General features: G+C 60.8%; 24 protein-coding genes and 2 pseudogenes. 12 read left to right on the top strand and 14 right to left on the bottom strand.

The features are described from left to right. Positions 1–37 precede the first annotated feature (37 nt). Complete coding sequence (locus AACY49_RS03980; protein ID WP_258700407.1) at positions 38–985, bottom strand: pyridoxal-phosphate dependent enzyme; 948 nt, start codon at positions 983–985, stop codon at positions 38–40. Between the two features lie 257 nt (positions 986–1,242). Between AACY49_RS03980 and AACY49_RS03975 the strand changes: the two genes are divergently transcribed. Then, the gene (locus AACY49_RS03975) at positions 1,243–1,902 is read left to right on the top strand and encodes a methyltransferase family protein (protein WP_339521707.1); all 660 of its coding nucleotides are present in this window, start codon (positions 1,243–1,245) and stop codon (positions 1,900–1,902) included. A gap of 41 nt (positions 1,903–1,943) precedes the next feature. Here AACY49_RS03975 and AACY49_RS03970 read toward each other — a convergent pair whose 3' ends face one another. Then, the gene (locus AACY49_RS03970) at positions 1,944–2,612 is read right to left on the bottom strand and encodes an HAD-IA family hydrolase (protein WP_339521705.1); all 669 of its coding nucleotides are present in this window, start codon (positions 2,610–2,612) and stop codon (positions 1,944–1,946) included. Between the two features lie 69 nt (positions 2,613–2,681). Further along, positions 2,682–3,089, bottom strand: coding sequence for a response regulator (locus tag AACY49_RS03965; RefSeq protein WP_320394361.1), 408 nt, complete (start codon positions 3,087–3,089; stop codon positions 2,682–2,684). Positions 3,090–3,289: 200 nt separating this feature from the next. On the opposite strand from AACY49_RS03965, the gene AACY49_RS03960 reads away from it, so the two are divergent. Further along, positions 3,290–4,228: a class I SAM-dependent methyltransferase gene (locus AACY49_RS03960; RefSeq protein WP_339521702.1), complete on the top strand. Its 939-nt coding sequence runs from the start codon at positions 3,290–3,292 to the stop codon at positions 4,226–4,228. Between the two features lie 431 nt (positions 4,229–4,659). Here AACY49_RS03960 and AACY49_RS03955 read toward each other — a convergent pair whose 3' ends face one another. The 6 genes from AACY49_RS03955 to AACY49_RS03930 all read right to left on the bottom strand — a co-directional run bounded on the left by AACY49_RS03955 (position 4,660) and on the right by AACY49_RS03930 (position 13,832). Further along, positions 4,660–7,083, bottom strand: coding sequence for an efflux RND transporter permease subunit (locus AACY49_RS03955; RefSeq protein WP_339521701.1), 2,424 nt, complete (start codon positions 7,081–7,083; stop codon positions 4,660–4,662). A gap of 52 nt (positions 7,084–7,135) precedes the next feature. After that, a complete protein-coding gene (locus tag AACY49_RS03950; RefSeq protein WP_339521700.1) occupies positions 7,136–8,239 on the bottom strand; it encodes a WD40/YVTN/BNR-like repeat-containing protein in 1,104 nt (367 codons plus the stop codon). A 69-nt stretch (positions 8,240–8,308) separates the two neighbouring features. Further along, a complete protein-coding gene (locus AACY49_RS03945) occupies positions 8,309–9,670 on the bottom strand; it encodes a DUF1329 domain-containing protein (RefSeq protein ID WP_320394358.1) in 1,362 nt (453 codons plus the stop codon). Positions 9,671–9,685: 15 nt separating this feature from the next. After that, positions 9,686–11,335, bottom strand: coding sequence for a DUF1302 domain-containing protein (locus AACY49_RS03940; RefSeq protein ID WP_339521699.1), 1,650 nt, complete (start codon positions 11,333–11,335; stop codon positions 9,686–9,688). A gap of 178 nt (positions 11,336–11,513) precedes the next feature. Further along, a complete protein-coding gene (locus AACY49_RS03935) occupies positions 11,514–12,281 on the bottom strand; it encodes a coniferyl-alcohol dehydrogenase (protein ID WP_339521698.1) in 768 nt (255 codons plus the stop codon). A 75-nt stretch (positions 12,282–12,356) separates the two neighbouring features. Next, positions 12,357–13,832: a benzaldehyde dehydrogenase gene (locus AACY49_RS03930; protein WP_339521697.1), complete on the bottom strand. Its 1,476-nt coding sequence runs from the start codon at positions 13,830–13,832 to the stop codon at positions 12,357–12,359. Positions 13,833–14,124: 292 nt separating this feature from the next. On the opposite strand from AACY49_RS03930, the gene AACY49_RS03925 reads away from it, so the two are divergent. Beyond that, positions 14,125–15,900: a sigma-54-dependent Fis family transcriptional regulator gene (locus AACY49_RS03925; RefSeq protein ID WP_258700396.1), complete on the top strand. Its 1,776-nt coding sequence runs from the start codon at positions 14,125–14,127 to the stop codon at positions 15,898–15,900. A 78-nt stretch (positions 15,901–15,978) separates the two neighbouring features. Further along, the gene (locus AACY49_RS03920; RefSeq protein WP_258700395.1) at positions 15,979–16,470 is read left to right on the top strand and encodes a MarR family winged helix-turn-helix transcriptional regulator; all 492 of its coding nucleotides are present in this window, start codon (positions 15,979–15,981) and stop codon (positions 16,468–16,470) included. A gap of 53 nt (positions 16,471–16,523) precedes the next feature. Here the strand turns inward: AACY49_RS03920 and AACY49_RS03915 are convergent, their stop codons facing one another. Together AACY49_RS03915 and AACY49_RS03910 are read right to left on the bottom strand one after the other, a co-directional pair. Beyond that, positions 16,524–18,428, bottom strand: coding sequence for a feruloyl-CoA synthase (locus tag AACY49_RS03915; RefSeq protein ID WP_339521696.1), 1,905 nt, complete (start codon positions 18,426–18,428; stop codon positions 16,524–16,526). Between the two features lie 164 nt (positions 18,429–18,592). Then, positions 18,593–19,423 carry a p-hydroxycinnamoyl CoA hydratase/lyase gene (locus tag AACY49_RS03910; protein WP_258700393.1) on the bottom strand — a complete coding sequence of 277 codons (831 nt, stop codon included), beginning with the start codon at positions 19,421–19,423 and terminating at the stop codon, positions 18,593–18,595. Positions 19,424–19,546: 123 nt separating this feature from the next. Between AACY49_RS03910 and AACY49_RS03905 the strand changes: the two genes are divergently transcribed. The 3 genes from AACY49_RS03905 to AACY49_RS03895 all read left to right on the top strand — a co-directional run bounded on the left by AACY49_RS03905 (position 19,547) and on the right by AACY49_RS03895 (position 22,592). Further along, positions 19,547–20,446 (top strand): alpha/beta hydrolase, encoded by a 900-nt coding sequence (locus AACY49_RS03905; RefSeq protein ID WP_258700392.1) that lies wholly within the window; start codon positions 19,547–19,549, stop codon positions 20,444–20,446. Between the two features lie 88 nt (positions 20,447–20,534). After that, positions 20,535–21,602, top strand: a complete 1,068-nt coding sequence (locus AACY49_RS03900) for an aromatic ring-hydroxylating dioxygenase subunit alpha (RefSeq protein ID WP_258700391.1) — start codon at positions 20,535–20,537, stop codon at positions 21,600–21,602. Between the two features lie 36 nt (positions 21,603–21,638). Continuing rightward, entirely contained in the window at positions 21,639–22,592 is a 954-nt protein-coding gene (locus AACY49_RS03895; RefSeq protein ID WP_339521695.1) for a PDR/VanB family oxidoreductase, read from the top strand. Between the two features lie 14 nt (positions 22,593–22,606). On the opposite strand, the pseudogene AACY49_RS03885 reads toward AACY49_RS03895, so the two are convergent. Then, positions 22,607–23,450 (bottom strand): annotated as a pseudogene (locus AACY49_RS03885) (methyl-accepting chemotaxis protein); the annotation flags it as partial. On the opposite strand from AACY49_RS03885, the gene AACY49_RS03880 reads away from it, so the two are divergent. The 5 genes and pseudogenes from AACY49_RS03880 to AACY49_RS03860 all read left to right on the top strand — a co-directional run. Further along, on the top strand, positions 23,358–23,699 hold the full coding sequence (locus AACY49_RS03880; protein WP_339521692.1) for a hypothetical protein: 342 nt from the start codon (positions 23,358–23,360) through the stop codon (positions 23,697–23,699). The pseudogene AACY49_RS03885 and the gene AACY49_RS03880 overlap by 93 nt on opposite strands. After that, entirely contained in the window at positions 23,700–23,996 is a 297-nt protein-coding gene (locus AACY49_RS03875) for a hypothetical protein (protein ID WP_339521691.1), read from the top strand. Between the two features lie 2 nt (positions 23,997–23,998). Further along, positions 23,999–24,199 carry a hypothetical protein gene (locus AACY49_RS03870; protein ID WP_339521690.1) on the top strand — a complete coding sequence of 67 codons (201 nt, stop codon included), beginning with the start codon at positions 23,999–24,001 and terminating at the stop codon, positions 24,197–24,199. Positions 24,200–24,403: 204 nt separating this feature from the next. After that, positions 24,404–25,168, top strand: a complete 765-nt coding sequence (locus tag AACY49_RS03865) for a substrate-binding periplasmic protein (RefSeq protein ID WP_320394345.1) — start codon at positions 24,404–24,406, stop codon at positions 25,166–25,168. Between the two features lie 61 nt (positions 25,169–25,229). Then, positions 25,230–25,568, top strand: a pseudogene (locus AACY49_RS03860) (CesT family type III secretion system chaperone); the annotation flags it as partial. A 121-nt stretch (positions 25,569–25,689) separates the two neighbouring features. On the opposite strand, the gene AACY49_RS03855 reads toward AACY49_RS03860, so the two are convergent. Together AACY49_RS03855 and AACY49_RS03850 are read right to left on the bottom strand one after the other, a co-directional pair. Next, complete coding sequence (locus AACY49_RS03855; protein WP_339521689.1) at positions 25,690–25,938, bottom strand: hypothetical protein; 249 nt, start codon at positions 25,936–25,938, stop codon at positions 25,690–25,692. A gap of 20 nt (positions 25,939–25,958) precedes the next feature. Continuing rightward, positions 25,959–26,114: a hypothetical protein gene (locus AACY49_RS03850; RefSeq protein WP_339521688.1), complete on the bottom strand. Its 156-nt coding sequence runs from the start codon at positions 26,112–26,114 to the stop codon at positions 25,959–25,961. Positions 26,115–26,320: the final 206 nt, after the last annotated feature.

Here is a 26,320-nt window from a genome sequence, read left to right as displayed (position 1 = left end):
AAACGTAAGCGATAGGGGCTGGATAGCGTTTCCAGCCCTACTTTGCTTCAGCGCTGTTTTTCTCGACCCCGACGGACAGGCGTGCCCAGCCGGCAACCAACTGCGCGCTGATGCTGACGCCGCCGCACACCACAATCACCACATCATGGGCGTCGGCAATCGCCGGGTGGTCGAGGTACGCCACCGCCAATGAAACACCGCACGCCGGCTCGACCAACTGCCGCAGGTCGTTGGCGTAACGAACCACCCCCATGATCGCTTCATCATCGCTGAGCACCACGCATTCGTGCGTAAAATCGAGGATGTGCTGCACCGGCCAAGCGGCCACTTGCGCCGCGCCGAGTGATGTGGCGACGGTGTCGATACGCGGCAGTCTGACCGGGTGCCCGGCACTGACGGCGGCCGCGAAAGACGCCGCGCCCTGGGTTTCGCACGCAACGATTCGACAATCCATGCGCTGATGACGGATCAGTCCGGTGAGCAGACCCGCCAGCAATCCGCCGCCCCCCACCGACGTCACCAACACATCGACCTGAGGACAGTCCTCGAGGATTTCATCGATCATCGTGCTGTGTCCTTCCCACAACACCGGGTGATCGAAGGCCGGCACATATTCGGTGTCCGCACCCTGTGCGAGTTCTTTCGCCCGTTGATTGGCTTCGTCCCAGACCTTGCCGTGGACAATCACCTCGGCACCGGCTTTCCTGATCCTGGCGCGGGTAGTTTCCGGGGTAGTGTTCGGCACCACAATGCAGGCTTTCAGCCCAAGGCTGGCGGCGGCCACGGCGGTGGCCAAACCGGCGTTGCCACCGGAAGGACAGACGACTTTGCGCTTGCCCTGCTCCGCTGCCTGGCTGCACAGCAGGCCCATGCCGCGCAGTTTGAACGAGCCGCTGGGTTGCAGGTTTTCCAGCTTGAGCCAGATTCGCCGGGCCGGGGTCGACAGGCCTGGGTGCAGAATCAGAGGCGTTCTGATGTGAAGCATCGTGTGCTCCTTGTGGCAGCACCGGCTCGTTGAGATCTTTCAACAAGCCAGGGGGGGAACGGACAGGCTCATCCTTATCCAAGCTTAGTTCACGACTACCGTCCTCATAACGCGCGGCCCCCCGTAGAAGCTGCCGCAGGCTGCGATCTTTTGATTCTGCTTTTGATTTGCACCTACCAACACCGCCCGAAAGATCAAAAGATCGCAGCCTTCGGCAGCTCCTACACTGGTCATATGCCCTTTTTGCGAAGTCAGTCATGAAAATTTCGGCCAAACTCGCGTTTTTCACCCTCACCACCACCCTTGCCTACCTCGCTCTCGCGGTGTTCGGGCTGGGCGGGCTGGCGGTTTTTTTCTCCCACCCGCCGCTGGTGGTCATTGCGCTGGCAACCCTGGTGATGGCAATTTCATCCTTGTTCAGCGAGGGCAACCTGAGCTCCGGTGAACGTGAAGACCGGGCCAATCGCTGGGTGCTGCCGGTTTTCGGGGTGCTTGGGTTGTTGAGCGGGTATCTGCCGGCCTACACCGACCGGATCGACGTCTGGACCTTCGGTGGTGAGGGCGTACGTTGGCTGGGGGCGCTGCTGTTCATCGGCGGCGGCGCACTGCGGATGTGGCCGGTGTTTGTGCTGGGCAAACGTTTCAGTGGACTGGTGGCGATTCAGCCGGGGCACCGCCTGGTCACCGACGGGATTTATCGGAACGTGCGCAACCCCAGCTATCTGGGCCTGCTGATCAATGCCGTGGGTTGGGCGCTGGCTTTTCGTTCCGGTGTCGGGTTGCTATTGGTGGCGTTGACGTTGATCCCACTGATCGCACGCATTCGCTCCGAAGAAGCCCTGTTACATGCGCAGTTCGGCAGTGAATACGAGGCTTACTGCGCCCGTAGCTGGCGATTGATTCCCGGGGTTTACTGACCGATCACCATCAACTGTGTGCGGGCTTGCTCGCTCCCACATTAGATTGTGTACAGGCTGATTTGGTTGTCGATATCCACTCGTGCCTCGACCACGTCATAACTGGCCAGGGTGGCATGCGGGGTCTGGAGCGGATGGACATGCGTCGCGGTGATAACCATGACGTTGGCACCCGCCGCTTCGCCTGCGCGAATACCGACGGCGGCATCTTCGAAGATCAGGCACTCGGCGGGCTCCACTTGCAGTCGACGGGCGGCCAACCGATAGCCCGCAGGGTCGGGTTTGCCGGCGCTGACGTCTTCGGCGGTGACCATCACACCCGGCTCGGGAATACCGGCCGCCGCCATTCGGCGCAGGGCCAGCGCTCGTGGCGCGGAGGTAACGATGGCCCATTGGTTGGCGGGCAGCGATTTGAGGAAACTCGCCGCGCCGGACACCTCGACAACCCCCTCCACATCGTCGATTTCCGCCTCGGTGATCCATGCGGCTTCAGCTTCCGCGTCCACCCCGGGCAAGGCCAGACGGTTGATAGTGTCGATCGCGCGAACGCCATGAATGGTCGGCAGAAAGGTCTCGACATCGACGCCGTGGCGCAGGGCCCAGATCGTCCAGATCCGCTCGGCGGCGGCGATCGAGTTGAGGACGGTGCCGTCCATATCGAACAAGAAGGCTCGGTATGACCTGTTGAGCAGGGATGTGTTAACAGACAAAGGGCGACTTCCTTTCGCAAGAACCAGGCAAGTATTGTCGGCCAATGTACACCCCCCCTGCGGTAGTTCCTACAAGGTGCGGCTCGACTGCAAGGCGCTTTGCACACAATCGAGCAACTGCCCCACCGCCCAGGGTTTCTTGATGAACGAAACAGGGTGCTTGACCCCGGCACTTTTCGGAGTTTCGAAGCCGGACATGATCATGATCGGTTTGCCTGGCCAACGGTCGCCAAACTGATTGGCCAAGTCCGCGCCATTGAGTTTGCCCGGCATGGTGATGTCCGTCAGCAGCAGTCCCACCTGCGGAGCGTGTTGCTCCAGAAACTGCGACGCAGCATCCGCGCTGACCTGCGGTTCAACCGCAAAGCCCTCTTCCTGAAGAATTTCGCAAAGAAACTCCAGGATCAACGGGTCGTCCTCAACCACAAGAATCAAACCGTCAGACAAGTGTTCGCCCGCCGTCGATACTGGACTCATGACTGTGCCACTCCCTGATTACGTAAATGATTTCGCAGGCCCAAACCCGCCCCCTACAGGTATGAGCAGTGGACTGCTCGGAAATTCATTTTTGATACACCTGACTTGGACATTCTGCGTCCAGGCCGACAAACACGACCGTTTGTCAGCGCATAATTGTGGTTAAAATGCCGCCCCTTCTACTTTGCCGACCTTGCCCGATGAACCCAGACGCCCTCTCCGTCCTTCACGACCATTTGCTGACCGCGCTTGCGGACGCCCCCGCAGAAACCCGTCGGCTGTTCCACGGCCGTGGCCGCTGCTGGCCGGGACTGGAACAGTTGACCGTCGATTGGCTGCAGGGCGTGGTCCTGGTATGCGTGTTCAAGGAACCGCAAGCGGCGCAACTGGATGATTTGAAGCAGCGGCTGATGGCGATCACGCAATCGCCTGCGTGGAAGACATCCGGCGCGCATACCTTGCTGCTGCAACATCGCTACCTGCTGGAAAGCACCAGCGAATGGCTGCTCGGGGAGCCAATCGACGAGATGACGATCACCGAGGGCGGCTTGCATTATCGGGTGGACCTGGGCCGCAAACAAAACACCGGCCTGTTTCTCGACATGCGCTACGGCCGTGATTGGGTGCGGGCCAATGCGCATGGCAAGCGGGTGTTGAACCTGTTCGCCTATACCTGCGGCTTCTCGGTGGCGGCCATCGAGGGAGGGGCGTTGCAGGTGGTCAATCTGGACATGTCCAGCCCGGCCCTGAGCCGTGGTCGCGACAATCACCGGCTCAACGGGCACGACCTGAGCAAAGTGAGTTTTCTCGGCCACGACCTGTTCAAGTCCTGGGGCAAGGTGATCGGCAAGGGCCCGTACGACCTGGTGATCATCGACCCACCGTCCTTTCAGAAAGGCAGTTTTCTGTTGACCAAGGATTACCAGCGCGTACTGCGCCGTCTGCCGGAATTGCTCAGCCCGCAAGGCACGGTACTGGCCTGCATGAACGACCCGGCCTTTGGTGCGGACTTTCTCATCGACGGCGTTACCCGCGAAGCGCCGAGCCTGCGGTTTGAGCAGCGGCTGGAGAATCCGCCGGAGTTTCCCGATGCCGATGTTGAGTGCGGGTTGAAGGCGTTGGTGTTCAGGCAGGGTTAATTGAAGATCAAAGGATCGCAGCCCTCGGCAGCTCACAGAATTTGTGCCCGCCCCGATATTTCACGGGTGTACGCGATTCCAATGTGAGCTGCCGAAGGCCGCGACCTTTTGACGTTGAGTCATGGCCGGGGGGATTAGACTAATGGTACTTGAGCGCGAACCCGTGGCTTCCTACGATGATGATACGCAGCGGTTGGAGGTTAAAGCCGTTGCGTAGGTGGTGGGTGAACTGAACCCCAATAAGCTCACCACTTGTTTCATGCGCATCTTGAGCCTCTGGGCTCTACTTCCTCCCCATCAAAGAGCCTCGAGGCTCTTTTTTGCCTGCAAGAATTGCAGCCCCCATAAAGCTCGGCATCCGACCATAATGCTGCTCACTTAAGCGCCCCCACATAGGATTGCGCTTAACTGACCGGCATTACCTCAGCCCTTCAACGCTCCTTGACTAACTGCGCAAGCAGGTTCGTTTCAGGCTTCTTTACAAAGACCTTCTGCGGCAGCAGCCACCAGGCCAGTGCCGGCAGCAAGATCAAGGCGCCGAGCATGTTCACCAGGAACATGAAGGCCAGCAGGATGCCCATGTCGGCCTGGAACTTGATCGGTGAGAAGGCCCAGGTCGATACCGCGACCGCCAGTGTCATGCCGGTCAGCAAGACCACTTTGCCGGTGAATAACAGTGCCTGGTAATACGCCTGAGCCAGGGTGTCACCGGCACGCATTCGAGCCAGGATCACACTCAAGACATAGAGTGCGTAGTCGATACCAATGCCCACGCCCAGTGCGATGACCGGCAGTGTCGCCACTTTCACCCCCATGCCCAGACCCACCATCAGCGCCTCGCAAAGAATCGAGGTGAGCATCAGTGGCAGCATCGCGCACAGGGTTGCGCGCCAACTGCGGAAGGTCACCAGGCATAACAGGCTGACCGCGCCGTAGACCCAGAACAGCATTTCGCGCATGGATTTTTTCACCACGATATTGGTCGCGGCTTCGATCCCGGCGCTGCCGGCGGCCAGCATGAACTTGACCTCTGGCACCTGATGCTCGCTGATGAATTTCTCGCTGGCCTCCACCACCCGATTCAGGGTATCGGCCTTGTGATCGGCCAGGTAAACGTACAGCGACAGCATCGAACAGCCCTGATTGAACAGCTCCCGCGGGGCCCTGGTCTGCACTGCGCCCAGCGCACCGTCATTGGGGATCAGCTCATACCATTTGAAGTTGCCTTCGTTGTAACCGGCCGTGGCGATCTTGCTCAGCGCCGCCATCGAGGTGGTCGACTCCACGCCTGGCAGTTGCTCCAGTCGCCAGGCCAGCGCGTCCACCGCGGACAGGCTGGCGTAGCGCGTGCACTGATCTTCCGGCGTCTTGATCATGACCACGAAAATATCCGAGCTGGCCGCATAGTTGCGGGTCATGAACAGTGCGTCCTGGTTGTAGCGCGAGTCGGCGCGCAACTCCGGGGCGCCGGGATCGAGATCGCCGATTTTCAGGTGCAGACTCACGGCAAAACCGAACGCTGCCAGCAGCAGGCCGCCCAGCATGGCGCCAATGGCCCAGCGCCGTTGGGTGAACAAATCGAGCACACGCCACAACGGATGCTTGATCTGCGCCTGCAACTCGGCGGTTTCCGAACTCAGGCTGCGTTGCGCCGCTGCCGGGCTGACCCCGATGTAGCTGAGCAGGATGGGCAGCAGAATCAGGTTGGTGAAGATCAGTACCGCCACGCCGAGGCTCGCGGTAATCGCCAGATCCTGAATCACCCGGATGTTGATCAGCAGCAACACCGCGAAACCCACCGCATCGCAGAGCAAAGCGGTCATGCCGGCGGCGAACAGGCGGCGAAAGGTATAACGCGCGGCCACCACCCGATGGGTGCCGCGACCGACGTCCTGCATGATGCCGTTCATCTTTTGCGCGCCATGGCTCATGCCGATGGCGAACACCAGAAACGGCACCAGCGCCGAGTATGGGTCCAGTTCATACCCCAGCATCGCGAGCAGGCCCATCTGCCAGAGCACCGCCACCAGCGAACAGGTCACCACCACCAGAGTGCTGCGCACGCAGCGGGTGTAACCGTAAAGCACCACCACAGTCACCAGCACCGCCATCACGAAGAACAACAAGACCTGGGTCAGCCCCTCGATCAGGTCGCCGACGATCTTGGTGAAACCGGTGATGTGGATTCGCAGGTCATCGGTCTGGTATTTGTCCCGCAGGGCTTCCAGCTGCCGGGAAAACTCGCCGTAGTCCAGGGCTTTGCCGGTCTGCGGACTGATTTCAAGCAATGGCACGAAGATCACGCTGGACTTGAAGTTACCGGCCACCAGTTGACCCACTTCACCGGAACGGGCGACGTTGGTTCGCACCTGTTCGATACTGGCCGCCGAACCATCGTAGTCGTCGGGGATCACGGTGCCCCCATCGAGCCCCTCCTCGGTCACGGCGGTCCAGCGCGTGGTCGGGGTCCATAACGATTTCATGTAAGGCCGGTCGACACCCGGCAGCAGATAGAGCTCGTCGTTGAGCCGGGCCAGGGTGTCGAGGTAGTCCTTGGTGAAGAGGCTGCCCTGTTTGACCTCCACGGCGATTCGCAACGCGTTGCCCAGGCCGCTCAGCTCGCTGCGATTCTCCAGGAAGTTGGCGACATAGGGGTGGCCGGTCGGGATGGTCTTCTCATAGCTGGCATTGATGCCGATGCGCGTGGCTTGCCAGCCGAGCACCAGGGTCACCAGCAGACACAGCAGGATCACCAGCGGCCGATGATTGAAGATCATCCGCTCAGCGAAGTTGCCCGACGCCTGGTCGAAGTCTTCCAGGCGGCCGATCACGGTTTGGGTTTTGTCGTCTTTCAAGTCTGACTCCTGTTGCACGGGCCATGGCCCGCTAGCGCTACACCGTGAAGTTTCAAGGTTTGCCGGAGGCCCGCGGGTCCTGGTCAGCCGCCGCGCCACTCAAACCGACGCTGGCCAGGCTGCCGTCGGCCGCCTGTTGCAGGGCGGCGACCGTCCCGCCGCTACGGCTCTGACGTTTGTCGAAGCTGCGACCCTGGTCATGGCTGAACAACAATTCACCGCTCTGGCTGGCCAACAGCAGGCTGCCATCGCGCAGTTCGATGGCGCTCGCCAACGTTGATTCGATGCCGGTGTCGAGCCGTCGCCAACTGCCACCACGGTCATCGGACCACCAGGCGTTACCGCGCAAACCATAGGCAATCAAGGCTCCGCCGCGAGTGCCGAGCACACCGAAAAAGCTGCCTTCATAAGGTGACTTCAGGGCCTGGAACGAATGCCCGGTATCGGAGGATCGCAACAGCAAACCGCGCTCCCCCACCAGCAGCAGGTCGTTACCCGAAGCGCGGATCCCATACAGGTTCAGGCCCTGCGGATTGTTCACATGCTGCATCCACGGCCGCCAGCTTCGCCCGCCGTCGTCGGTGCGATAGATCTGGTTGTAGGCGCCAACGATGTAGCCATGCAGGCGGTCACTGAAGTACAGGTCGAGAAACGGTTTATCCGGCCCGTCGTCGAGCATCTGCCGTGCCTGCGCAAGGTTGCTGGCGCCGCCCGGTTGATCGGCATCGCGCTCCGCGGCCTGCACCGCCAGCGCGGCGGCACGCTCACCGTCGAGTTGCTTGTGCCAGGTTTCGCCACCGTCCTCGGTGTGCAACACCACGCCCAGATGACCGACCGCCCAGCCCTGCTCGGCATCGACGAATTGCACCGCGGTCAGGCTGACGCTGACCGGCACACGGGCCTGGCGCCAAGTCATTCCAGAGTCATCCGAGAGCAGCACGATGCCGCGCTCGCCGACCGCCACCAGGCGCTCTCCAGCCCGGGCCAACCCAAGCAATACCGCACGCGCGGCCTTGGCGGTCGGCAGTGCCGGCTGCTGCAGTACCGCGAACGTCGCGGCCTGCGCAGCGATGGAGGTACTCGCCAACAGACACAACGCCAGCGCGCAGGCACTCCATCGCAGACCAAAACTCGCAAAGATTTTTTCAACGTTCATGTCTTTATCCCGCCTGGAAAATCGCTAGCGACCGCGACGAGCTTTTCGCTCGTCACGGCGCTCCATGGTTCAACGCATGTTTTCGTTGGCCATGGCGTCCGGTGTGTAATAGGAAGCTGAAGGTTTTGCGATCGTCTGGTACTGGACCGCCAGATCGTTGCTCGAAGAATTAAGGAAGTAGGCGCCGGTATCGAGGTTGTAGCTGCCCCACATGACTTGCGCAGTAAGCGCCGGCAGGTCTGGCGCCAGCAGCGTCAGCGAATACATCTGCCGTCCCAGTTTGCCCTGGGCGTCATACCCGTCGACCATCAGGATCTGCCAGGAGTCCTCGTCGACGTAGTAGGTTCGATGCGGCACCACATGGCGCTTGCCGGATTTGAGCGTGGCCTCGACCACCCAGACCCGATGCTTCTCCCAGCGCACCAGATCAGGATTGAGAAAGTTCGGTTTGACCAAGTCGTCGCTCTTGGCAAGGCCGGCGCGATTATTGTTGTAGGGGACGATCAGTTCTTTCTTGCCCGCAAGCTTGAGATCGTAGCGGTCGGTAGGCCCGAACAGCATGAACGCTTCGTCAAACAGACCGACGCCAGAGGTGACGAAGTCCGGGGTGTCGTAGGCGATGTTCGGCGCTCGGCGTACCCGGCGCTGACCGACCAGATACTGCCAGGCCGCACGGTTGGCCGGGTCCATGTCCCAATGGGTCATCAAGCCTTCGCCGGCCTTGGATGACGGCAGTTCGGTCAGCAGCTTGCCAACCTGGTACTTGCCGGCAAAATTTTCCAGGCTGCCACTTTCCGAGTAGTAGGGAAACTGATAGCTGAACAGGGCTCGGGTCGCCTGGACCTTCTTGCCACCGGCGGTCATCAGCCAGGTATCGAACGGCGAGCTGATGGTCTCGCCGCCCTGCCAGGACAACCGGTAGTTCCACAGCACTTGCGCGCCGTTCTCCGGGATCGGGAACGGAATGCCGCCATAGGCGCTGGCGACTTTTTCGGTTTCCACATCCAGCGTGGCACGGGTGGCATTCTTGCTGGTGTTGTCATACACCCATTGCGGGGCTGCCGCCGAGCGATGGGTCGGGTATATGTCCAGGCGATAGTCCGGGTATTTCTTCAACAGAATCTTGGTGCCTTCGGCCAGCACGCTGGCGTACTGCTCCATGTTCGAGGCCTTGATCGAATACAGCGGCTTCTCGCCGGCGAATGGATCAGGACGTTTGTCACCCGGTTTGTAGCCCGGCGCGGCCTTGGTGTAGCCGCCATCCCAGGCCGGGATGCTGCCATCGGCGTTGCCGGAGCGCTCGCCGCCAAGAGGCGTCAGTTCAGACTTCAAACGTGCTGCCTGCTCAGGCGATACCGCCGCCTGCGCCAGGCTGATGCCAGCCAGGGCCAGGGTGAGGACGCAAGTGTTCAGGAAAGCATTGTTTTGCATGGCGAATCCACCTTATTAGAATGAGGTTTTCACGTAGAGCGAAACGAAGTCGCGGTCGGCCAGCGACTGCCCGTAACTGAAATTGCCGTCCTCGCGTAGCCCGGCTTTCGGGGCCCCGAAGAAGTTCACGTAGTTGAGGCCGACATCCCAGCGCTGCAGGTAGGTCGCCTTGACCCCGACACTCCAGTCGCCGGAATGGGTATTGCCGAAGCCCGATTTGTTGACGGCCGAAGAACGCCCATCGAGCACCACGCCCATGCCGATCGGCACGGTCAGGTCGATCCCGTCGACAATCTGGAAGTACGCAGGCTCCACCAATACCCGGAGCGCCGTGGCATCGCGTGTGGTGTTGGCATCCAGCGCGGCGGCGTTCTCGGTGACGCTCAGGGTTCGGTTCCACGCCAGTTCGGCCAGTGCCGAGCCGCCGTCCCAGAAAGCCGTCGGCGATAGCAGGTAAATCGCCGACAGGTTGGCGTGAGCGGTTTTGCCCCGGGCAAACAGTGAGTCATCGCCGCCATCGGCCTCCATGCCTGGAGTCACCACTTGCAGGTTGCTCACCAGCGGCGCATTCCAGCGCACGGAGGTTTCACCGGCAAAGTTGAACGGCCCATAAGCGGTGGAGAAGCTGACGCCGGCGGTCTTGATATCTTCGGCGTAGACCTGACGATAGGAACTCAGGATCGGCAACCCGGTGGCCGCCGCGGCTGCACCGTCGAGGTAGGCATACAGGCCAATCGGGGTTTTGTCGTGATACTGCGCGGCATAGAAACCCAGCTCCAGCTCGGTCCCGGTGGGTTTGAAGCGAATCTGCATACCGCCCTGCCCCGAATTTCGCGGTTTCAAATCACCGCCATTCACCGTGTCATTGCCGAACACTTCGCGCAGCGAACCGGTGCCGTAGCCGATAGCATCGACATCGCTCAGGTAGCTGCCGGCACCGGGCAGATTGGAGCGCTCCCACTCGAACTGGTAGTAGGCACCCACCGACAACTGCGGGTTGATCTGCAACTGCCCGGAGATCTGATTGACCGGACGCAGGATCTCCTTGAACTGGGTGCCCGGCACGCTGAGCAACTTGACCACATCGGTCGGGCCTTGGGCATTGGCGATGCCGTTGCCACCGTAGAACAGGCTTTCACCGTAGATCAAGCTGTGCCGCCCCAGACGCACCACGCCCTGGGAGTCTTCGCCCAGGTCACCGCGCAGGAACACGAAGGCGTCGAGAATTTCAGCGTCGCGACCGTGGAGCTTGCGGGTTTCACTGAGGAAATGGGTTTGCTCGCTGCTGTCGGTGTCCTGGTTATAGATATCGTCGTACCAGGCCGCGCCGCTCACGCGCAGCCCATAGTTTTTCCGGCTGAGGTCCATTTCGGAGAACAGATCCAGACGGTTGGAGACCAGGCCGCTGCTGAAGTTTTTATCGCCCTGACTCTGGATAGAGGGGTACAGGCCGTTGGCGGTCGGCGCGTTGACCAATCGGCTGTCCTGACCTTGCAGACGCCAGGCCTGGCTGTACTTGATGGTGTTGTCCCAACGCAGTTTCCAGTCGGAATCCCCAAGCTCCATTTGCATGGCCTCGACCCTTTCGACCATCACGCCTGCGCTGCATAACGCCAGAAACAGGGCGCAATGCTTGAAACGAAAGCAACGTTTAACGTTGTTCATGGACGCTCCTCATTATTTTTATTTTTTGCCATGGCTTTGCACGTGTGGCGAGGGAGCTTGCCCCGCTGGGGCGCGCAGCGGCCCTGAATTCAGGCAACGAGTTCTCTCAAGAGACTCGTGTGCCGGTTTTACGACTGCTTCGCAGCCGAACAGGGGCAAGCCCCCTCACCACAGCGTTTCAGATGTAGGTGGAGGCCAGTCCGCCATCGACTGCCAGGTTGACGCCGTTGATCCAGCGCGACTCGTCGGCACACAGGAAAGCGATCACCGCCGCCACCTCATCGGCATAACCGGGGCGTTTCATGCGATGGGCATCGGCCTGGGTCCGTGCTTCACCGAGCATGCTCACGAAGTCGCCGAGGATGGGTGTGAACACCGGGCCCGGCGCCACGCTGTTCATGCGCACTGAATGTTCGAGAAACCAGGGCTGGGCCTGCAGGTAATTCCAGACGATCAAGGCTTCCTTGAAATACTGGTAGCAGGTCTCGTCCGGTACCGGGTGCTCGGCCAGCCAGGCTTGCGCGGCGGCGAACTCTTCGATGCGCGCCAACGCCTTGTGCTGTTCCAGGCGTAACGGCCACTCGGCGCCGAGGATCGAGGCGATATTGACGATGCTGCCGCCAGCGTTGATGCGCGGCAGCAATGCGCGGCTCAGGTGACGCAGCCCCAGGTAGTTGACCGTCGCCAGCAGTTGCGGGTTTGCGGTGCCCGGCACCCCGGCGATATTGCACAGGCTGTCGATCCGTGCCGGTAACTGCGGCAATAGCCGGTCGATGTTCTCGGCACTGCTTAAATCACCTTGCACAAAACCGTCCAGGGTCATGTGCGGGGCCTTCAGATCCACGCCAATCACTTGGGCGCCGTGGGCGCGCAGCAGGTTTGCAGTGGCGGCGCCGATACCCGAGGAGACTCCGGTCACCAGCACCATCTTGTTGTCGAGTTTCATGTTGAGTCCTCTTATTATTTTTGTGCACTCGGTGGGCCGACCCATCTCGTCGGCCCCGGTAAAAAAGCTGGCCCGTCAGAACGGGTAGCGCGGCGCGGTGTCCTTGACCGTCACCCATTGCCATTGGGTGTATTCGTCCCAGTCGGCCGGGCCGCCAACGCTGCCGGCATTTCCCGAGCTGCCGCGTCCGCCGAATGGATTGATGCACTCGTCGGCCACCGTCTGATCGTTGATGTGCAGCAGACCACAATTGAGTTGCTCGCCAATCGCCATCGCGCGCCCGACCGAAGGCGAAATGATCCCCGCGGACAAGCCATATTCGGTGTGGCTGGCCAATTCGATGGCTTCCTCGTCGCTGGCAAAACTCACCACCGTGGCGACCGGGCCGAAGATCTCCTCGTCGAATGCGCGCATGCCCGGGCGCACGCCGGAAAGTACCGTCGGTTGGTAAAAGAGCCGTTCAAACTCGCCGCCGGCTTCCAGAGTTGCCCCGGCCTTCACACTCTCGGTGACGATTTCATGCACGCGTTGCAACTGCCGCTTGTTGATCAAAGGCCCCAGTACCGCCTCGCCACGAGCGGCATTGCCGACCGTGATCGCCCGTGCCTTCTCTGCCAGCCGGCAAATCAGCTCTTGCGCGATTGACTCATGGGCCAGGATGCGTCCGGTGGCCATGCAGATCTGGCCCTGGTGCAGCCAGGCACCCCACGCGGCGTTGCTGGCTGCCAGCTCGAGATCGGCATCCTCGAGCACGATCAGCGAGTTCTTGCCGCCCAGCTCCAGGGCGACTTTTTTCAGATGACGCCCGGCCACCTCCGCGACCTTGCGCCCGGCCGCCGTCGAACCGGTGAACGCGATCATCCGGACATGCGGGTCGCGGCACAGGGCCTCACCGGCCACTGCGGCGCCCGGTAAAACCTGCAACAGCCCCTTGGGCAGACCGGCCGCCTCGAACAACCGGGCAATAATGAAACCGCCACTGACCGGGGTCTGCGGATCGGGCTTGAGCACCACGGCGTTGCCGGCCGCCAGCGCCGGTGCCACTGAACGCAGGGACAGCACCAGAGGAAAGTTGAAGGGCGAGATCACCCCGACCACGCCATGGGGCAGCCGGCGCGCATAAGACAAACGTCCCGCCTCGCTGGGAAGGACCAGGCCATGGGGCTGCGACAGCAGGCCGGCAGCCTGATGCAGCAAGACGATCGCCTCACGGACTTCATGTTCACCCTTGAACAGGCTGCCGCCACTTTCCCGAGCGATGTACAGCGCCAGCTCGGCAAAGTGTTGCTGGGCCAGTGCTGCGGCTTTGCGAAAGATCCCGGCGCGTTCCCGTGGCCCCATGGCCGCCCAGGCCGGTTGAGCACGGGCAGCGTTCAGGCTGGCAAACGCGATGTCCGCCGCATCGGCCAAACCTGTGACGGTCAGCACCTCACCGGTGGCCGGTTCGATGACGCTGTTGCTGCCGCCCAATGGACGTATCCAGTCGCCATTGAAGATGCGCTCGCACCACAGCTCGTCCCGCAGAAAATCAGATGGTTCACTTACCGACATTTCGGTCTCCCGGCTCTTGTGTTTGTAATTGCCTGACGCGGCCTTACTAAACGATGTAGGTCGTCTGCGTCGTGAAAGCTGTAGAGCAAGGGCTGTGCCGACTTTCTGCATTGCGCCGCGCTTTAGGTGGCGAAGGCTCTGGCCTGCTGGCTTGGGAGGAGCACTGACAAATAGGACAAGGTGTTCGGCGCAGGGGTGGCATCCCGCCACTTGTTCAAATGATAAAGTTATGTTTAATAACTGTTTTGCTAACTGATCATTTCGATCAGTCGACTCGCTCAGGGGCATAACAATGAATAATCCCCATTCGCTGCTTCCTCATCTCACGGTGCAGGATGAGCATTTCTCGCCCCGAGGAGACAGCACGCAACTGGCCGAGGGCAACTCACCGACCCTGGCCGAGTTAGCCGAGTGCCTGTTCTTTTCCCCCGTCGACGGACGTATCTGGCTCAACGACCAGCGCATGCTGCTGTTGCACAGTTCATCCTTCGGCGCGCTGCGGCGGGAGATCATCGACCGCCAGGGGCTGGAGCAAACCCGCGGTCTGTTTACCCGCACCGGCTATCTGTCCGGCGCACGGGATGCGCGATTGATCCGCGAGCGCTGGCCAGACGCCGACGCCGCGGCCATTTTCTCGGCCGGCACGCGTCTGCATACACTCGAAGGCATGACCAAGGTCGAACCCCTGCACTTCAAATTCGACGCCGACTCAGGCTTCTACGAAGGTGAATTCCTCTGGCACCACTCCTGTGAGGCCGATGAACATATCGCCGCGTACGGGATCGGTCAGGACCCGGTGTGCTGGACCGAACTGGGCTATGCCATCGGTTATGTCAGCGGGCTGTTCGGCCGTCTGGTGATCTTCCGTGAAACCGAATGCCGGGGCATGGGCCATGAGTGCTGCCGGGTGATCGGCAAGACCGCCGAGCAATGGGGCGATGTCGAACAGGACCTGAGTTATCTCACCGCCTCGCCCTCCGGCGTCGCCCCCAGACAACGTCCAGCCCCGGCGCCCGCCCCCCAGGACGACGACAGCGAACTATCCGGCGGGCAAAAACCCATTGGCGCCAGCGCAGCCTTCAACGCCGCGACCCTCGCCTTGCAGCGCGTTGCGCCGACGCCTGCCACGGTGCTGTTCAGCGGCGAGTCCGGGGTCGGCAAGGAGTTGTTCGCCCGTCAGTTGCACCAGTTCAGCCCCCGCCATCAAGCGCCTTTCGTGGCCCTCAACTGCGCCGCGATCCCGGACAATTTGATCGAGGCGGAACTGTTCGGTGTCGAACGCGGCGCCTATACCGGCGCGAGCCATTCGCGCCCCGGACGCTTCGAGCGCGCCCATGGCGGCACCCTGTTCCTCGACGAAATCGCCAGCCTGAGCCTGCCGGGCCAGGGCAAGTTGCTGCGTGCATTGCAAGAGCGCGAGATCGAGCGCATCGGCGGCAGTCAGCCGATCAAGGTTGACGTCCGGGTGGTGGCGGCCACCAATGTCGACCTGCGCAAGGCCGTGGCGGCGGGAGACTTTCGCGAGGACCTGTTCTACCGGCTGAACGTCTACCCCATCACCCTGCCGCCACTGCGCGAACGTCGCGACGACATCCCGTTGCTGGTCAACGCGTTCCTGCGGCGCTTCTGTCAGGCCTATGCCCGCAAGCCCGCCGGGCTGACCATGCGCGCGCTCAAGGTGTTGTTGCGCTATGACTTCCCGGGCAACGTACGGGAACTGCAAAACCTGGTGGAGCGCGGCCTGATCGCCAGCGAAGACGGTCAAGCCATCGATCTGGTCCACCTGTTTCGCAACGAACCCATGCCGCAGGAGGCGTACTCTCTGGACGGTAATGGCAGCCTCGCAGCAATCGACCAAAGTCCCGCCGGCACACAGCCGCATCCAGCCTTGCTGGAAACCCTGGCTCGCCTGGAACACGGCTTCTCCATTGAAGGGCTTGAGTCGCGCCTGATCGACGAAGCGCTGCAAAAGAGTGAAGGCAATCTCGCCGCCGCCGCGCGACTGCTAGGGCTGAGCCGCGCGCAGTTTGCTTACCGACTGAAGAAGTACCGACAAGCCTCGGCCTGATTCAGGCTGGTCAGTGCACGGTGAACAGTGCGAAAATGATTAACGATGTTAACTATGAAGCTCAAGGATTCTCACCCCATGCCCAGAAAGCCTGGCGCCACCACCCAAGCGCTTGCCGCTCCTGACGAGAACGTTCCACTGGACGCTTCTCTGGATTCGCTGATTGGCTATGCCCTGCGCCGCGCGCAATTGAAAATGTTCCAGCAGTTGATCGAAGACTTTCGCCCGTTCGACCTGCGCCCGGCACAGTTCTCTGCATTGGTGATCATCGAGAGTGAGCCAGGGCTGATGCAAACCGATCTGGCCCGCGCACTGACCATTGAGCCGCCACAAGTGGTTACGTTGCTGAACAAGCTCGAAAGCCGTGGCCTGGCGGTGCGGGTTCGTTGCAAACCTGACAAGCGCTCGTACGGCATCTTTTTGAGCAAAGCCGGGGAAGTACTCCTCAAACAACTCAAGGAGATCGCAGCCCAGAGTGACATCACCGCCACCTCAAGCCTGAGTCCGGTCGAACGCCAGCAGTTGCTGGCGTTGCTGCACAAGGTTTATCACAACGAAAACGCTGAGTGAGGATCCCATGGTGGGAGCGAGCAAGCCCGCTCCCACAGGCTCAGCTGATACGGCTACAAACCGTTACCGTCGTAGATGAGGCTGTCGTCTTCACCGCGATACAGCGCATCGACCTTCGCCGCACGCCATTGCAGGACTGCTCGCTGGTTGAGCGAACCTTTGTCGGTGATCTCGCCGAGATCGATCGAAGGTGGCTCCACCAGTAGAGCGATCCATTGCAGCCGCGTGGCGTTACCCGTGGCTTCGTCGTTCAAGCGGTGCAACCAATGGGAGAACCAGTTGCGCACCGGCGCTGCCGCCAGCACCTGGGCATCCGACGCATCGCGGGCCAGTCCGGCCAGTGTCCGGCAATCCGCCAACCGGGGGAAAACCAGTAATCCCAGGCACTCTCGATCAGGCGCGGCGACCACCACATCCTGTACATACAGCCCACCCGCCAGTACCGCACGATTGCGTAACGGGCCGACGCTGACAAACACACCCGACGATAACTTGAAGTCCTCGGCGATGCGGCCGTCGAACATCAGCCCCAGTTGCGGGTTGCTTACATCGACCAGTTTGAGCGCATCACCCGAACGGAAATAACCTTGTGCATCGAACGCCTCGGCGTTCTGTTCAGGGTTGCGCCAGTACCCGGCCATGACATGCGGGCCACGGAAACAGCCCTCGAGTTTGCCATCCACCGGAACCAGTTTGACCTCGCAGCCTGGTGCCGGCAGCCCGATGTAACCGGCCATCGACAACGGTCCGGTAGTGAAGGTGCAAGAAGGCGCGGCTTCAGTCATGCCCAGCCCGGCCATCATGCGCACGCGTTCGCCACAATGGGCCTCGGCAACCCGGTCGAGCCGATCCCAGATACTTTGCGACAACCCGGCGGCGGCAAAAAAGAATAAGGTGATCCGGGAAAAAAAGCGCTCGCGCAACTCACCGTCGTTCTCCAGCGCGCGCGTCAGTTCCTCCCAGCCCTTGGGCACCGTGAGATAAGCCGTCGGTGAAATCTCCTTGAGATTGCGCAAGGTTTCGGCGAACCCTTGAGCCGTCGGTTTGCCGTCGTCCAGATAGAAACTGCCACCGTTGTACAAGACGATGCCGACGTTGTGGCTACCACCGAAGGTGTGGTTCCAGGGCAGCCAGTCAACCAGTACCGGCGGCTCTTCGCCGAACACCGGAAAGGTCTGCAGGAGCATCTGCTGATTGGCACAGAGCATCCGCTGGGTCGTCGGCACCGCCTTGGGCAGCTTGGTCGAACCGGAGGTGAACAGGAACTTGGCGATGCTGTCAGGCCCGGTCGCCCTGAACGCCACATCGGCCTCGGCGCCCCCCGGTTCACTGAGCAGGCTGTCGAAAGAGACGCACGGGCGACCGGCCAATCGGCCTTGGGTGAAGATCAGGGGAACGCTATCCGCTAGCAGGGTTTCAATGGCCCGCTGGAACGGTTGCGCGTCGGCCGCGAACACCAGCCCCGGCTGCAGCAGGTCGACAATATGCCGAAGCTTGGCCAGGTCCTTCGACAGCAGGGAATAGGCCGGCGACACCGGGCAATAGGGAATGCCCGCGTACATCGCACCGAAGGCCAACTGAATGTGCTCCAGGTCATTGCCTGAAAGAATCACCAGCGGCCGCTCGGCGGACAACCCGTAGCCGAGCAGGCTCTGGGCAATGGCTCGGGTGCTCTGAAGCATCTGCGCATAGCTGATGTGCCGCCACTCTCCCCCTTGCTGACGCGCGGCGATAAAGGTTTTTTCCGGGCAGATACTGGCCCAGTGCACCAGACGATCCAGCAAGCGTTGAGGCAGCGGACTCAATGGCTCCAACGCTTGCATATGCAGGATGCCGCGCTCATCCTCGCGCACCTGAATCGGCGCATGGCCGATGGATACGCGGCGGTAAATCGGCTGGGCAGCGGTGGACAAAACCGACTGCGATTGGGGCTCGACACTCACTTCGCCTTCCTCCATCAAGGGTCGCGCTGCGATTCATGCCGGCTCGCAAGAGCGGGACATCTGCAGCGCATTGCGGCGCCAGGCCGCTACCTTGTGCTTGTTATGACCTTGTTGAACAGCTTGTTTTTGTGATTATTCGAACAGCTTGGTCAACCCCGGGATGCGCCCGGGGAAGGCGATCAGCGCTTGTAGCTCTGCAAGCCGGGCTTGATGCTTTTGTCATCGAGGAACTGTTTCATGCCCTGCTCGCGTCCGCCTTCGGTATCGAGCAGACGTGACTGATCAAGCTTGGCATACAGGTAATCCTCGTTCTGCTCCCAGGTCAGCTCGCGGCAACGCTTGAAGCCAATCTTCGCGGCGCGCAGCACCACCGGATTTTTCTCCAGAAGGTTCCGAGCCAGTTCCAGGGTGACTTCACGCAACTGCGCCAGCGGCACACTCTCGTTGACCAGCCCCATCTCGGCAGCCTTCTGCCCGGTGAAGGTCTTGCCGGTCATGATGTAGTACAGCGACTGACGGTGGCCTACGGTGTCGGCCATGGCCTTGCTGACCAGGTTGCCCGGTGGAATGCCCCAGTTGATTTCCGACAGGCCGAAGGTGGCCTCGTCGGCGCAAATCGCCAGATCGCACGCCACCAACGGGCTGAAACCACCGCCGAAACACCAGCCATTGACCATGGCGATGGTCGGCTTGCTGTACATGCGCAGCAGCCTCCATTGCCATTGCGACGCCTCGCGACGGATCTTCTCCTGGAGAATCTCCGGCCCGGCATCGACCTCACGGAAATACTCCTTGAGGTCCATCCCCGCCGTCCAGGCCTCGCCGGCACCGGTCAACACCAGCACTTTGGCATCCGCGTCCTGCTCAAGCACCTCGAGCACCTCGACCATTTCCCGATTCAGGGTCGGGCTCATGGCATTGCGTTTTTCCGGTCGGTTCAGGATGACCCAGGCGATGCCCTCTTCGACGTCGACCTTAACGGTCTGCCAACGGCCTTCGTAATTGCTCATTTCACACACCCTCTGTTGTTGTTCCCTGTGGATGAAGCGAAATTATCTTGCTAATTTAGTTATGTCAATTAACTATTATCACAGCTAACTTGTTTAACCCACAAAGCGCGCCCCGGAGACCACATGCCCCCTAACAACAACATCGACGGCCTCATCGAACAACTCAGCAAACTGCCCCCCCTCAGCTCGCTGACGACCGATCAACAACGTCAACAGGCCGAACAGCTCTTCGGTGCCGCCTCCTGTGCCGAGGGCGTGACCTTCGAGTCCGCCAGCCTGGCCAGCGTCAGCGGGCTCTGGGCCATTCCCACCGATACCCGGCCTGACTTCGTGTTGCTGTACCTGCATGGCGGAGGCTACTCATTCGGCAGTGCCCGGGCCTATCGCCCGCTCATCAGCCAATTGGCGGCCCGCAGCCGGATTCGTACCCTTTGCATCGATTACCGCCTGGCTCCGGAACACCCTTTTCCGGCCGCCATACAGGACGCTCTGGGGGTCTACCGCGCACTACTCGAAAAAGGCGTGAGCGCCGAGCACCTGGTACTGGCCGGCGACAGTGCCGGCGGCGGTCTGTGCATGGCCCTGATGCTGGCCGCCAAGGCCGCTGGTTTGCCGCTGCCGGCGGCTGCGGTACTGATGTCGCCTTGGGTGGACATGGCTCAGACCGGTGAGTCCTGGAACTTGCAGAAGGATCGAGATCCATTGCTCGGCCCGCTTGCTGGCAAGACCCTGATGTCCGACACCTATCTGCAGGGCGCCGAGCCACTGAATCCGCTGGCCTCCCCTCTATACGGCGACCTGCAAAGCCTGCCGCCAGTGCTGATCCAGGTCGGCAGTCGGGAATGCCTGCTGGACGACTCAACCCGGCTCGCCAGCCGCCTGGCCACCGCCGAAGTGGCGGTACACCTGGACGTCTGGCCGGGGATGATTCATGTCTTCCAGAGCATGGGCGATCAACTCGAAGAAGCCCGCCGCGCACTGGACCAGATCAGCGCCTTTCTTCTTCGGCACCTGGGTCGTTGACATCGGCCCGGGCTTTAGGTTGACGAACATAGTTACCATATATAACTATTGAGCCAATAAAAACAAATACCCCAAGGAGACCTTCATCATGTTCCCGAGAAATGCCTGGTACGTTGCCTGCACGCCCGATGAAATCCAGGAAAAGCCCCTGGGCCGGCAGATCTGTGGTGAGAAAATCGTTTTCTACCGTGGCCCGGAGGGTCGTGTGGCGGCCCTTGAAGACTTCTGCCCACACCGTGGCGCTCCGCTGTCTCTGGGTTTTGTCGAGGACGGCAAGCTGATCTGCGGCTATCACGGCCTGACCATGGGCTGTGACGGAAAAACACTGGAAATGCCGGGGCAGCGTGTCCGTGGTTTCCCCGCCATCCGCGCCTTTGCCGTTGAAGAGCGCTACGGCTTCATTTGGGTCTGGACCGGTGACCAGGCCCTTGCCGACCCCACCTCGATTCACCCTCTGGAATGGGCCGACCACCCGGATTGGGCCTACGGCGGCGGGCTCTTTCACATCAACTGCGACTATCGCTTGATGATCGACAACCTCATGGACCTGACCCACGAGACCTACGTCCATGCCAGCAGCATCGGTCAAAAGGAAATCGACGAAGCCGCGCCCAAGACCACTGTCGACGGCGACCTGGTGGTCACCAGTCGCCACATGGAAAACATCGGCGCACCACCGTTCTGGCGCATGGCCCTGCGTGGCAACGGCTTGGCCGACGACGTTCCGGTAGACCGCTGGCAGATCTGCCGCTTCACCCCTCCCAGCCACGTGATGATCGAAGTCGGTGTAGCGCACGCCGGTAAAGGTGGCTACAACGCCGACCCCGCCCACAAGGCCGCCAGCATTGTGGTTGACTTCATCACTCCCGAAACCGACACCTCGATCTGGTACTTCTGGGGGATGGCGCGCAACTTCAACCCACAGGACCAAGCGCTCACCGAGAGCATCCGCGAAGGCCAGGGCAAGATCTTCTCCGAAGACCTGGAAATGCTCGAACGCCAGCAACAGAACTTGCTCGCGCATCCCGAGCGCAGCCTGCTCAAGCTCAATATCGATGCCGGTGGCGTGCAGGCGCGGCGCGTCCTTGACAGGTACATCGCCCAGGAAACAGCCGCCGGACCGACCGCCCCCTCGACGCTGATCGCCAGCGCCTGAGTCAGCCCCCTAACGGATCTTTCAACAGGTGCCGCCATGCTCGAAGTAAAAGTAGTCGCCAGACACACCGAAGCGTTGGATATCTGCAGCTTTGAACTGGCACTGGCCGATGGAGGCGCCCTGCCCGCCTTCGAGGCCGGCGCGCATATCGATGTGCATTTGCCGAATGGACTGACCCGCCAGTACTCCTTGTGCAACCCTCCCCACGAGCAGCATCGCTACCAGATCGCGGTGCTCAAGGATGCTGACTCCAGGGGTGGCTCGCGCCATATCCACGAGCAGTTCAGGGTCGGCGACGTATTGCAGATCAGTGAACCGCGCAACCTCTTTGCGCTAGACCACGACGCCCGTCGCACTCTGCTGTTCGCCGGCGGCATCGGGGTTACGCCGATCCTCTGCATGGCCGAAAAACTCGCCAGCACCGGTGCCGATTTCACGTTGCACTACTGCACTCGCTCAGCGGAGCGTACCGCCTTCGGAGAGCGCCTCGCGAAGGCAGCGTTTGCCGGGCAAGTGCAGATTCATTACGACAGCGGCACCGATGCGCAGAAGCTGCAGGCTGCCGAAGTGCTGGCAAACCCCGAGCCGGATACCCACCTGTACGTCTGCGGGCCGGGGGGATTCATGGAGTACATTCTGGCCAGCGCCCGCACCCAAGGCTGGCCCGAGGAGCGGTTGCACCGTGAATACTTCAGCGCCGCACCGATGGATCATTCGGCGGATGGCGCCTTTGAAGTGAAAATCAGCAGTACCGGCGAGGTGCTGTCGATTCCCGCCGACACCCGGGTGATCGATGTGCTGCTGGGCAAAGGCTTTGACATTCCCATGTCCTGCGAACAAGGCATCTGCGGCACTTGCCTGACTCGCGTCCTGGCTGGCGAACCGGAGCATCGCGACCTGTTCCTGACCGAGGAGGAACAGGCCCTCAATGATCAATTCACACCTTGTTGCTCACGCTCCAGAAGCGCAATGCTGGTGCTTGATCTCTGAGCCTGCAACGCTCTGGTTCTGTGTGCCAGAGCCCGCACCTCGTCCGCCACAACGGCGAAACCTCGGCCACTTTCGCCGGCACGGGCGGCCTCGATGGCAGCATTGAGTGCCAATGGATTGGTTTGATCGGCAATGTTACGGATCACATCCAGCACCCGGCCGACTTCGCGGCTTTTATCCGCCAGCCCCAGGACCAATGCCGAGGTCTGGCCCAATTCATCGGCCATATTCTGAATCGCGCCGACCGTTGCAAGCACCTGGTCCCGCCCTTGGCGGGAAGAGCGATTGACGATGACCGATGAATCTGAAGTTGCGTGCCACATCATCGACGACCGTACTCATCTGGTTGACCGCCGTGGCGGCCTGGATCACTTCATCACTCTGCTTGTGCATGTGCTGCGTATTCTTCTCGGTAGCCACCTGCATCTGTTCTGCGGAGATGGCGACTTTGTCTGCCGTGTCCGAGATGAGCCTGACCTTGCCACTCAGGCTCGATTGCATGCCGCCCAGTGCATTGAGCAACCCTGCCAGCTCATCGGTTCCCTTGATATTGACCACCCCGGACAAATTACCGGAAGCAATATCCTGGGCCAGCGTTGAAGCCTGGCGCAGTGGCTGCGTGATGCTACGCGTCAGCAGCCATGCCATCACCGCACTGAGCAGAATCACGCCGAGTGCCAGCGCCCACATCAGCGCGTCGAAGCTTGTCGCGACATCGCGTGCTTGCGCCGCCTTCTGCTTCATTCGTTCTTCGAGGTTGATCATTTGGTTGACCACTCGCAACCACTCCACAAACGCCGGCCGGGCTTCGGCCAGCAAGACCTCTACCGCTTGGGGTGCTTGCTCGCTCATGCGCAGCAGGGCGAACAGGTACTCACCGATACCTGTGCCAACTACCCGCGCATGTATCGCCGGATCAATGGCGCACTGGTGAAGTCTGCGACCTTGAGCTGCCCGGATATTGCCCGTCTGGGGCTGTATGGCGATGACCCGTACCATATCGAGAAAAGCCAACAAGACGACTTCCATCTTTACGGGGCCAGTAACCAGGCGTTTGCGGGCCTGGACTCGTCGCAATGGCGTTCAGTGGTCGGCTTTGTGTTGTAGATGGCGCTGTCGTCGCAACTGTCCACCGGCCAGGTATTGCTGCGCCTGCACTGGATCGCTGCTCGGCTGACAACGTTACCCTATGCCGGTTGGGCCGAAGAGCTACCCAATCTGGCGGCAGAATATGAACCGTCAATAGCCTGCTGCGAGCCGATCCTTGCTGACCCGTTGCTGATCGTGTTGATGAACATCCTGAATGCATCGGGCGTGCCGCCAGCATTGCGCCAACAAATTCTCGGTGCCTCGGTCATCGAGCCCGGCGAAACGCCGGAGCAAGCCCGCCTATCGGGACCTTGACCTTGCGCTACCTGCTGCTTGCCCATTGTGATGCGCACGCACAGCAGGCGCCGGACCCGCAAAAAACCGTGGATCTGGTGTATCGATTTTGCCGGGCAGCCAACCATAACGCGGTCACGGCAAGCGAGAGGACTTTGCGCAACGTGATCGGTGAGAGGGGGCCTGCGTATCTGTGCGCACTGATTGCGCAAATAGAGGTTTGACCAACGAGTAACAGGCGACCCTGCCATAGGGTCGCGGCTCCCGCCTGACACATTCACCTGCGGGAGGATGTGCCCCCGCCAAAAGTCTGCGTAGAATGCCGTGTCCGTACCGGATCCAATAGAAAAACAGACTCATCATCCCTGTGATCAACACCACTGGTGAATTGTGGCGCCCTTTTACCTTCAATGCCTGAACGATCAACCATGAGCGCGAGCTCACGGGTATTAACTGCCTATCCAAAGGCGCTTTGCGGGTTTTGTCTGTCAGCATCGCTGCTGATTGCCTATAACGCGTGTGGCGCATCCTTGCCGCTCGAACTGTATATCCCGGATGCTCCGCCACTGACGTTCGTCGATGGCTCCCAAGGCCACGGCATGGTTGGAGAAGCCGTCCTGACGGCCATCGCCAACGCCGGCTATGTCGCTCATGTCCATGGGCTGCCCTGGGCCAGATCGCAGAAACACGTCAGCGAGAAGCAGGATATGCTGATCGCGCCCTTGTCACGCACGCCAGAACGTGAGGATCGCTTCACCTGGATCGCGTCGATCATGCCCATGGAGCGCGCTTTTTTCAGCCTTGAGCGGCCGGTGGAAAGCTTCGAACAAGCGAAGAAAACCTACCGGGTGATCGGCGTCGGCCTGGGCAGTGCTCAGGAGGAAATCCTGCGTACGCAAGGCTTCAGCGATGATCAGATCTACCCGCTGACCATTGGCGACAACCCCGCGCAGATGCTCCTGAAAGGTCGCATTGACGCCTGGTTCAATGGTATCCCGGAGAGTCGATACATCTGGACGAAGGTGTCGGAACAAAAACTGCGGATGAGCCCCGTCATGAGCAGAGCGGAACTCTATCTGGCGTGCTCCAAACTTTGCTCCGCTCAACTGGTGCAAGACTTGCGCGAGGCGGTTGAAACGCTTCGCAAAGACGGCACCCTGGCACGTATACAAAAGAGCTATTTGCCGCAATAACGAAACCGACAGCACCCGCCGCACCACTTAGCCCCTATGTCCATCATTTACGGGTTAAGCCATGAGTGGCCTCTTCTACAAAACCTTGCTCAAAGATCTTTCCACCGCCCTCGAGATGCAGCCCTTGGCGTTCGACGCCCGGGGAATGTGCGATCTGATCATCGATGACACCTATCCACTGAAGCTGGCATGCAATGACCCTCACCAGCGCCTGCTGCTGATCGGTTTGCTCGAGACGCCAAAAGACCTGCCCTTGCAGCGCTTGCTGGGCGGCGCACTCAACCCCCTCGTCAGCGCCGGTCCGGGCCTCGGCTGGGATGCCGGCAGCGGTTTGTATTTTGCCTATCAAAGCATCGCCCGGGAAAAGGTGAACGTTGCGGTATTGATGCGCGAAATCGCGACACCGAAATCCCCTGTGGGAGCCGGCTTGCTCGCGAAGAGGGAGTGTCAGCCGGCACCCATGTCGCCTGACACACCGCCTTCGCGAGCAAGCCCGCTCCCACAGGTTGATCTGTGTCCTATCAAGCGTCTTGATTGAACAGTGGCGGCGGGCTCGAGAGCTCTTCATGGAGCGGCAAGCCTAACAGCAGGACATCGGCACGGGTTTCACCGAATCGGGTGATATTCGGCAGGCGCGCCCACAGACGCGCGCCGATGGCCTGAACGATGTGCTGGTTCGGCTTGTTCGCACCCATGATCCATGACACCACCGTTTCCAGACCATATTGCCTGGCCAGGATCACCGAGGCCTGGCCAAGGCGTACCCCCACTCCCCCCTCCAATGATCAGATTATGTGAAGTATTTTTTTAAAATAACATTTTTTAACATCCGCTCTGGAACATCGATAGCCGCACCGCGCTTTCCTGTAGCAGCTTCCGAGCCTGCGAGGCTGCGTTCGGCGGCGAAGCCGTCGTGAATCCGGCTGACGCGGTTTGCCTGATACATCGCAATGTCTGGTTTTACGACTGCTGCGCAGCCGAACGCAGCCTCGCAAGCTCGACTGCCGCTACAAGGTCGCGTTCACGCAGGTGAAAAAAGTCAGATTGCCATCAGGCTACCTTGCAAAAACACCACGACCGTCTAAGTTCAGAACTATCTCTACAGGCGCAACCAAACCGTACATAAACCAGCCCCTCAGGCGAGAGAGTCCA

This window comes from Pseudomonas sp. EL_65y_Pfl2_R96 (assembly GCF_963970905.1).
Taxonomy (GTDB): Bacteria; Pseudomonadota; Gammaproteobacteria; order Pseudomonadales; family Pseudomonadaceae; genus Aquipseudomonas.
This window is presented reverse-complemented; position numbering and strand designations above follow the sequence as displayed.

What these genes read in the sequence shown, in the direction of transcription:
- AACY49_RS03980 (WP_258700407.1), bottom strand. Translation starts at nt 985, where the DNA reads ATGCTTCACATCAGAACGCCTCTGATTCTGCACCCAGGCCTGTCGACC.
- AACY49_RS03975 (WP_339521707.1), top strand. Translation starts at nt 1,243, where the DNA reads ATGAAAATTTCGGCCAAACTCGCGTTTTTCACCCTCACCACCACCCTT.
- AACY49_RS03965 (WP_320394361.1), bottom strand. Translation starts at nt 3,089, where the DNA reads ATGAGTCCAGTATCGACGGCGGGCGAACACTTGTCTGACGGTTTGATT.
- AACY49_RS03960 (WP_339521702.1), top strand. Translation starts at nt 3,290, where the DNA reads ATGAACCCAGACGCCCTCTCCGTCCTTCACGACCATTTGCTGACCGCG.
- AACY49_RS03950 (WP_339521700.1), bottom strand. Translation starts at nt 8,239, where the DNA reads ATGAACGTTGAAAAAATCTTTGCGAGTTTTGGTCTGCGATGGAGTGCC.
- AACY49_RS03945 (WP_320394358.1), bottom strand. Translation starts at nt 9,670, where the DNA reads ATGCAAAACAATGCTTTCCTGAACACTTGCGTCCTCACCCTGGCCCTG.
- AACY49_RS03940 (WP_339521699.1), bottom strand. Translation starts at nt 11,335, where the DNA reads ATGAACAACGTTAAACGTTGCTTTCGTTTCAAGCATTGCGCCCTGTTT.
- AACY49_RS03935 (WP_339521698.1), bottom strand. Translation starts at nt 12,281, where the DNA reads ATGAAACTCGACAACAAGATGGTGCTGGTGACCGGAGTCTCCTCGGGT.
- AACY49_RS03930 (WP_339521697.1), bottom strand. Translation starts at nt 13,832, where the DNA reads ATGTCGGTAAGTGAACCATCTGATTTTCTGCGGGACGAGCTGTGGTGC.
- AACY49_RS03925 (WP_258700396.1), top strand. Translation starts at nt 14,125, where the DNA reads ATGAATAATCCCCATTCGCTGCTTCCTCATCTCACGGTGCAGGATGAG.
- AACY49_RS03920 (WP_258700395.1), top strand. Translation starts at nt 15,979, where the DNA reads ATGCCCAGAAAGCCTGGCGCCACCACCCAAGCGCTTGCCGCTCCTGAC.
- AACY49_RS03915 (WP_339521696.1), bottom strand. Translation starts at nt 18,428, where the DNA reads ATGGAGGAAGGCGAAGTGAGTGTCGAGCCCCAATCGCAGTCGGTTTTG.
- AACY49_RS03910 (WP_258700393.1), bottom strand. Translation starts at nt 19,423, where the DNA reads ATGAGCAATTACGAAGGCCGTTGGCAGACCGTTAAGGTCGACGTCGAA.
- AACY49_RS03905 (WP_258700392.1), top strand. Translation starts at nt 19,547, where the DNA reads ATGCCCCCTAACAACAACATCGACGGCCTCATCGAACAACTCAGCAAA.
- AACY49_RS03900 (WP_258700391.1), top strand. Translation starts at nt 20,535, where the DNA reads ATGTTCCCGAGAAATGCCTGGTACGTTGCCTGCACGCCCGATGAAATC.
- AACY49_RS03895 (WP_339521695.1), top strand. Translation starts at nt 21,639, where the DNA reads ATGCTCGAAGTAAAAGTAGTCGCCAGACACACCGAAGCGTTGGATATC.
- AACY49_RS03875 (WP_339521691.1), top strand. Translation starts at nt 23,700, where the DNA reads ATGGCGCTGTCGTCGCAACTGTCCACCGGCCAGGTATTGCTGCGCCTG.
- AACY49_RS03865 (WP_320394345.1), top strand. Translation starts at nt 24,404, where the DNA reads ATGAGCGCGAGCTCACGGGTATTAACTGCCTATCCAAAGGCGCTTTGC.
- AACY49_RS03850 (WP_339521688.1), bottom strand. Translation starts at nt 26,114, where the DNA reads ATGTATCAGGCAAACCGCGTCAGCCGGATTCACGACGGCTTCGCCGCC.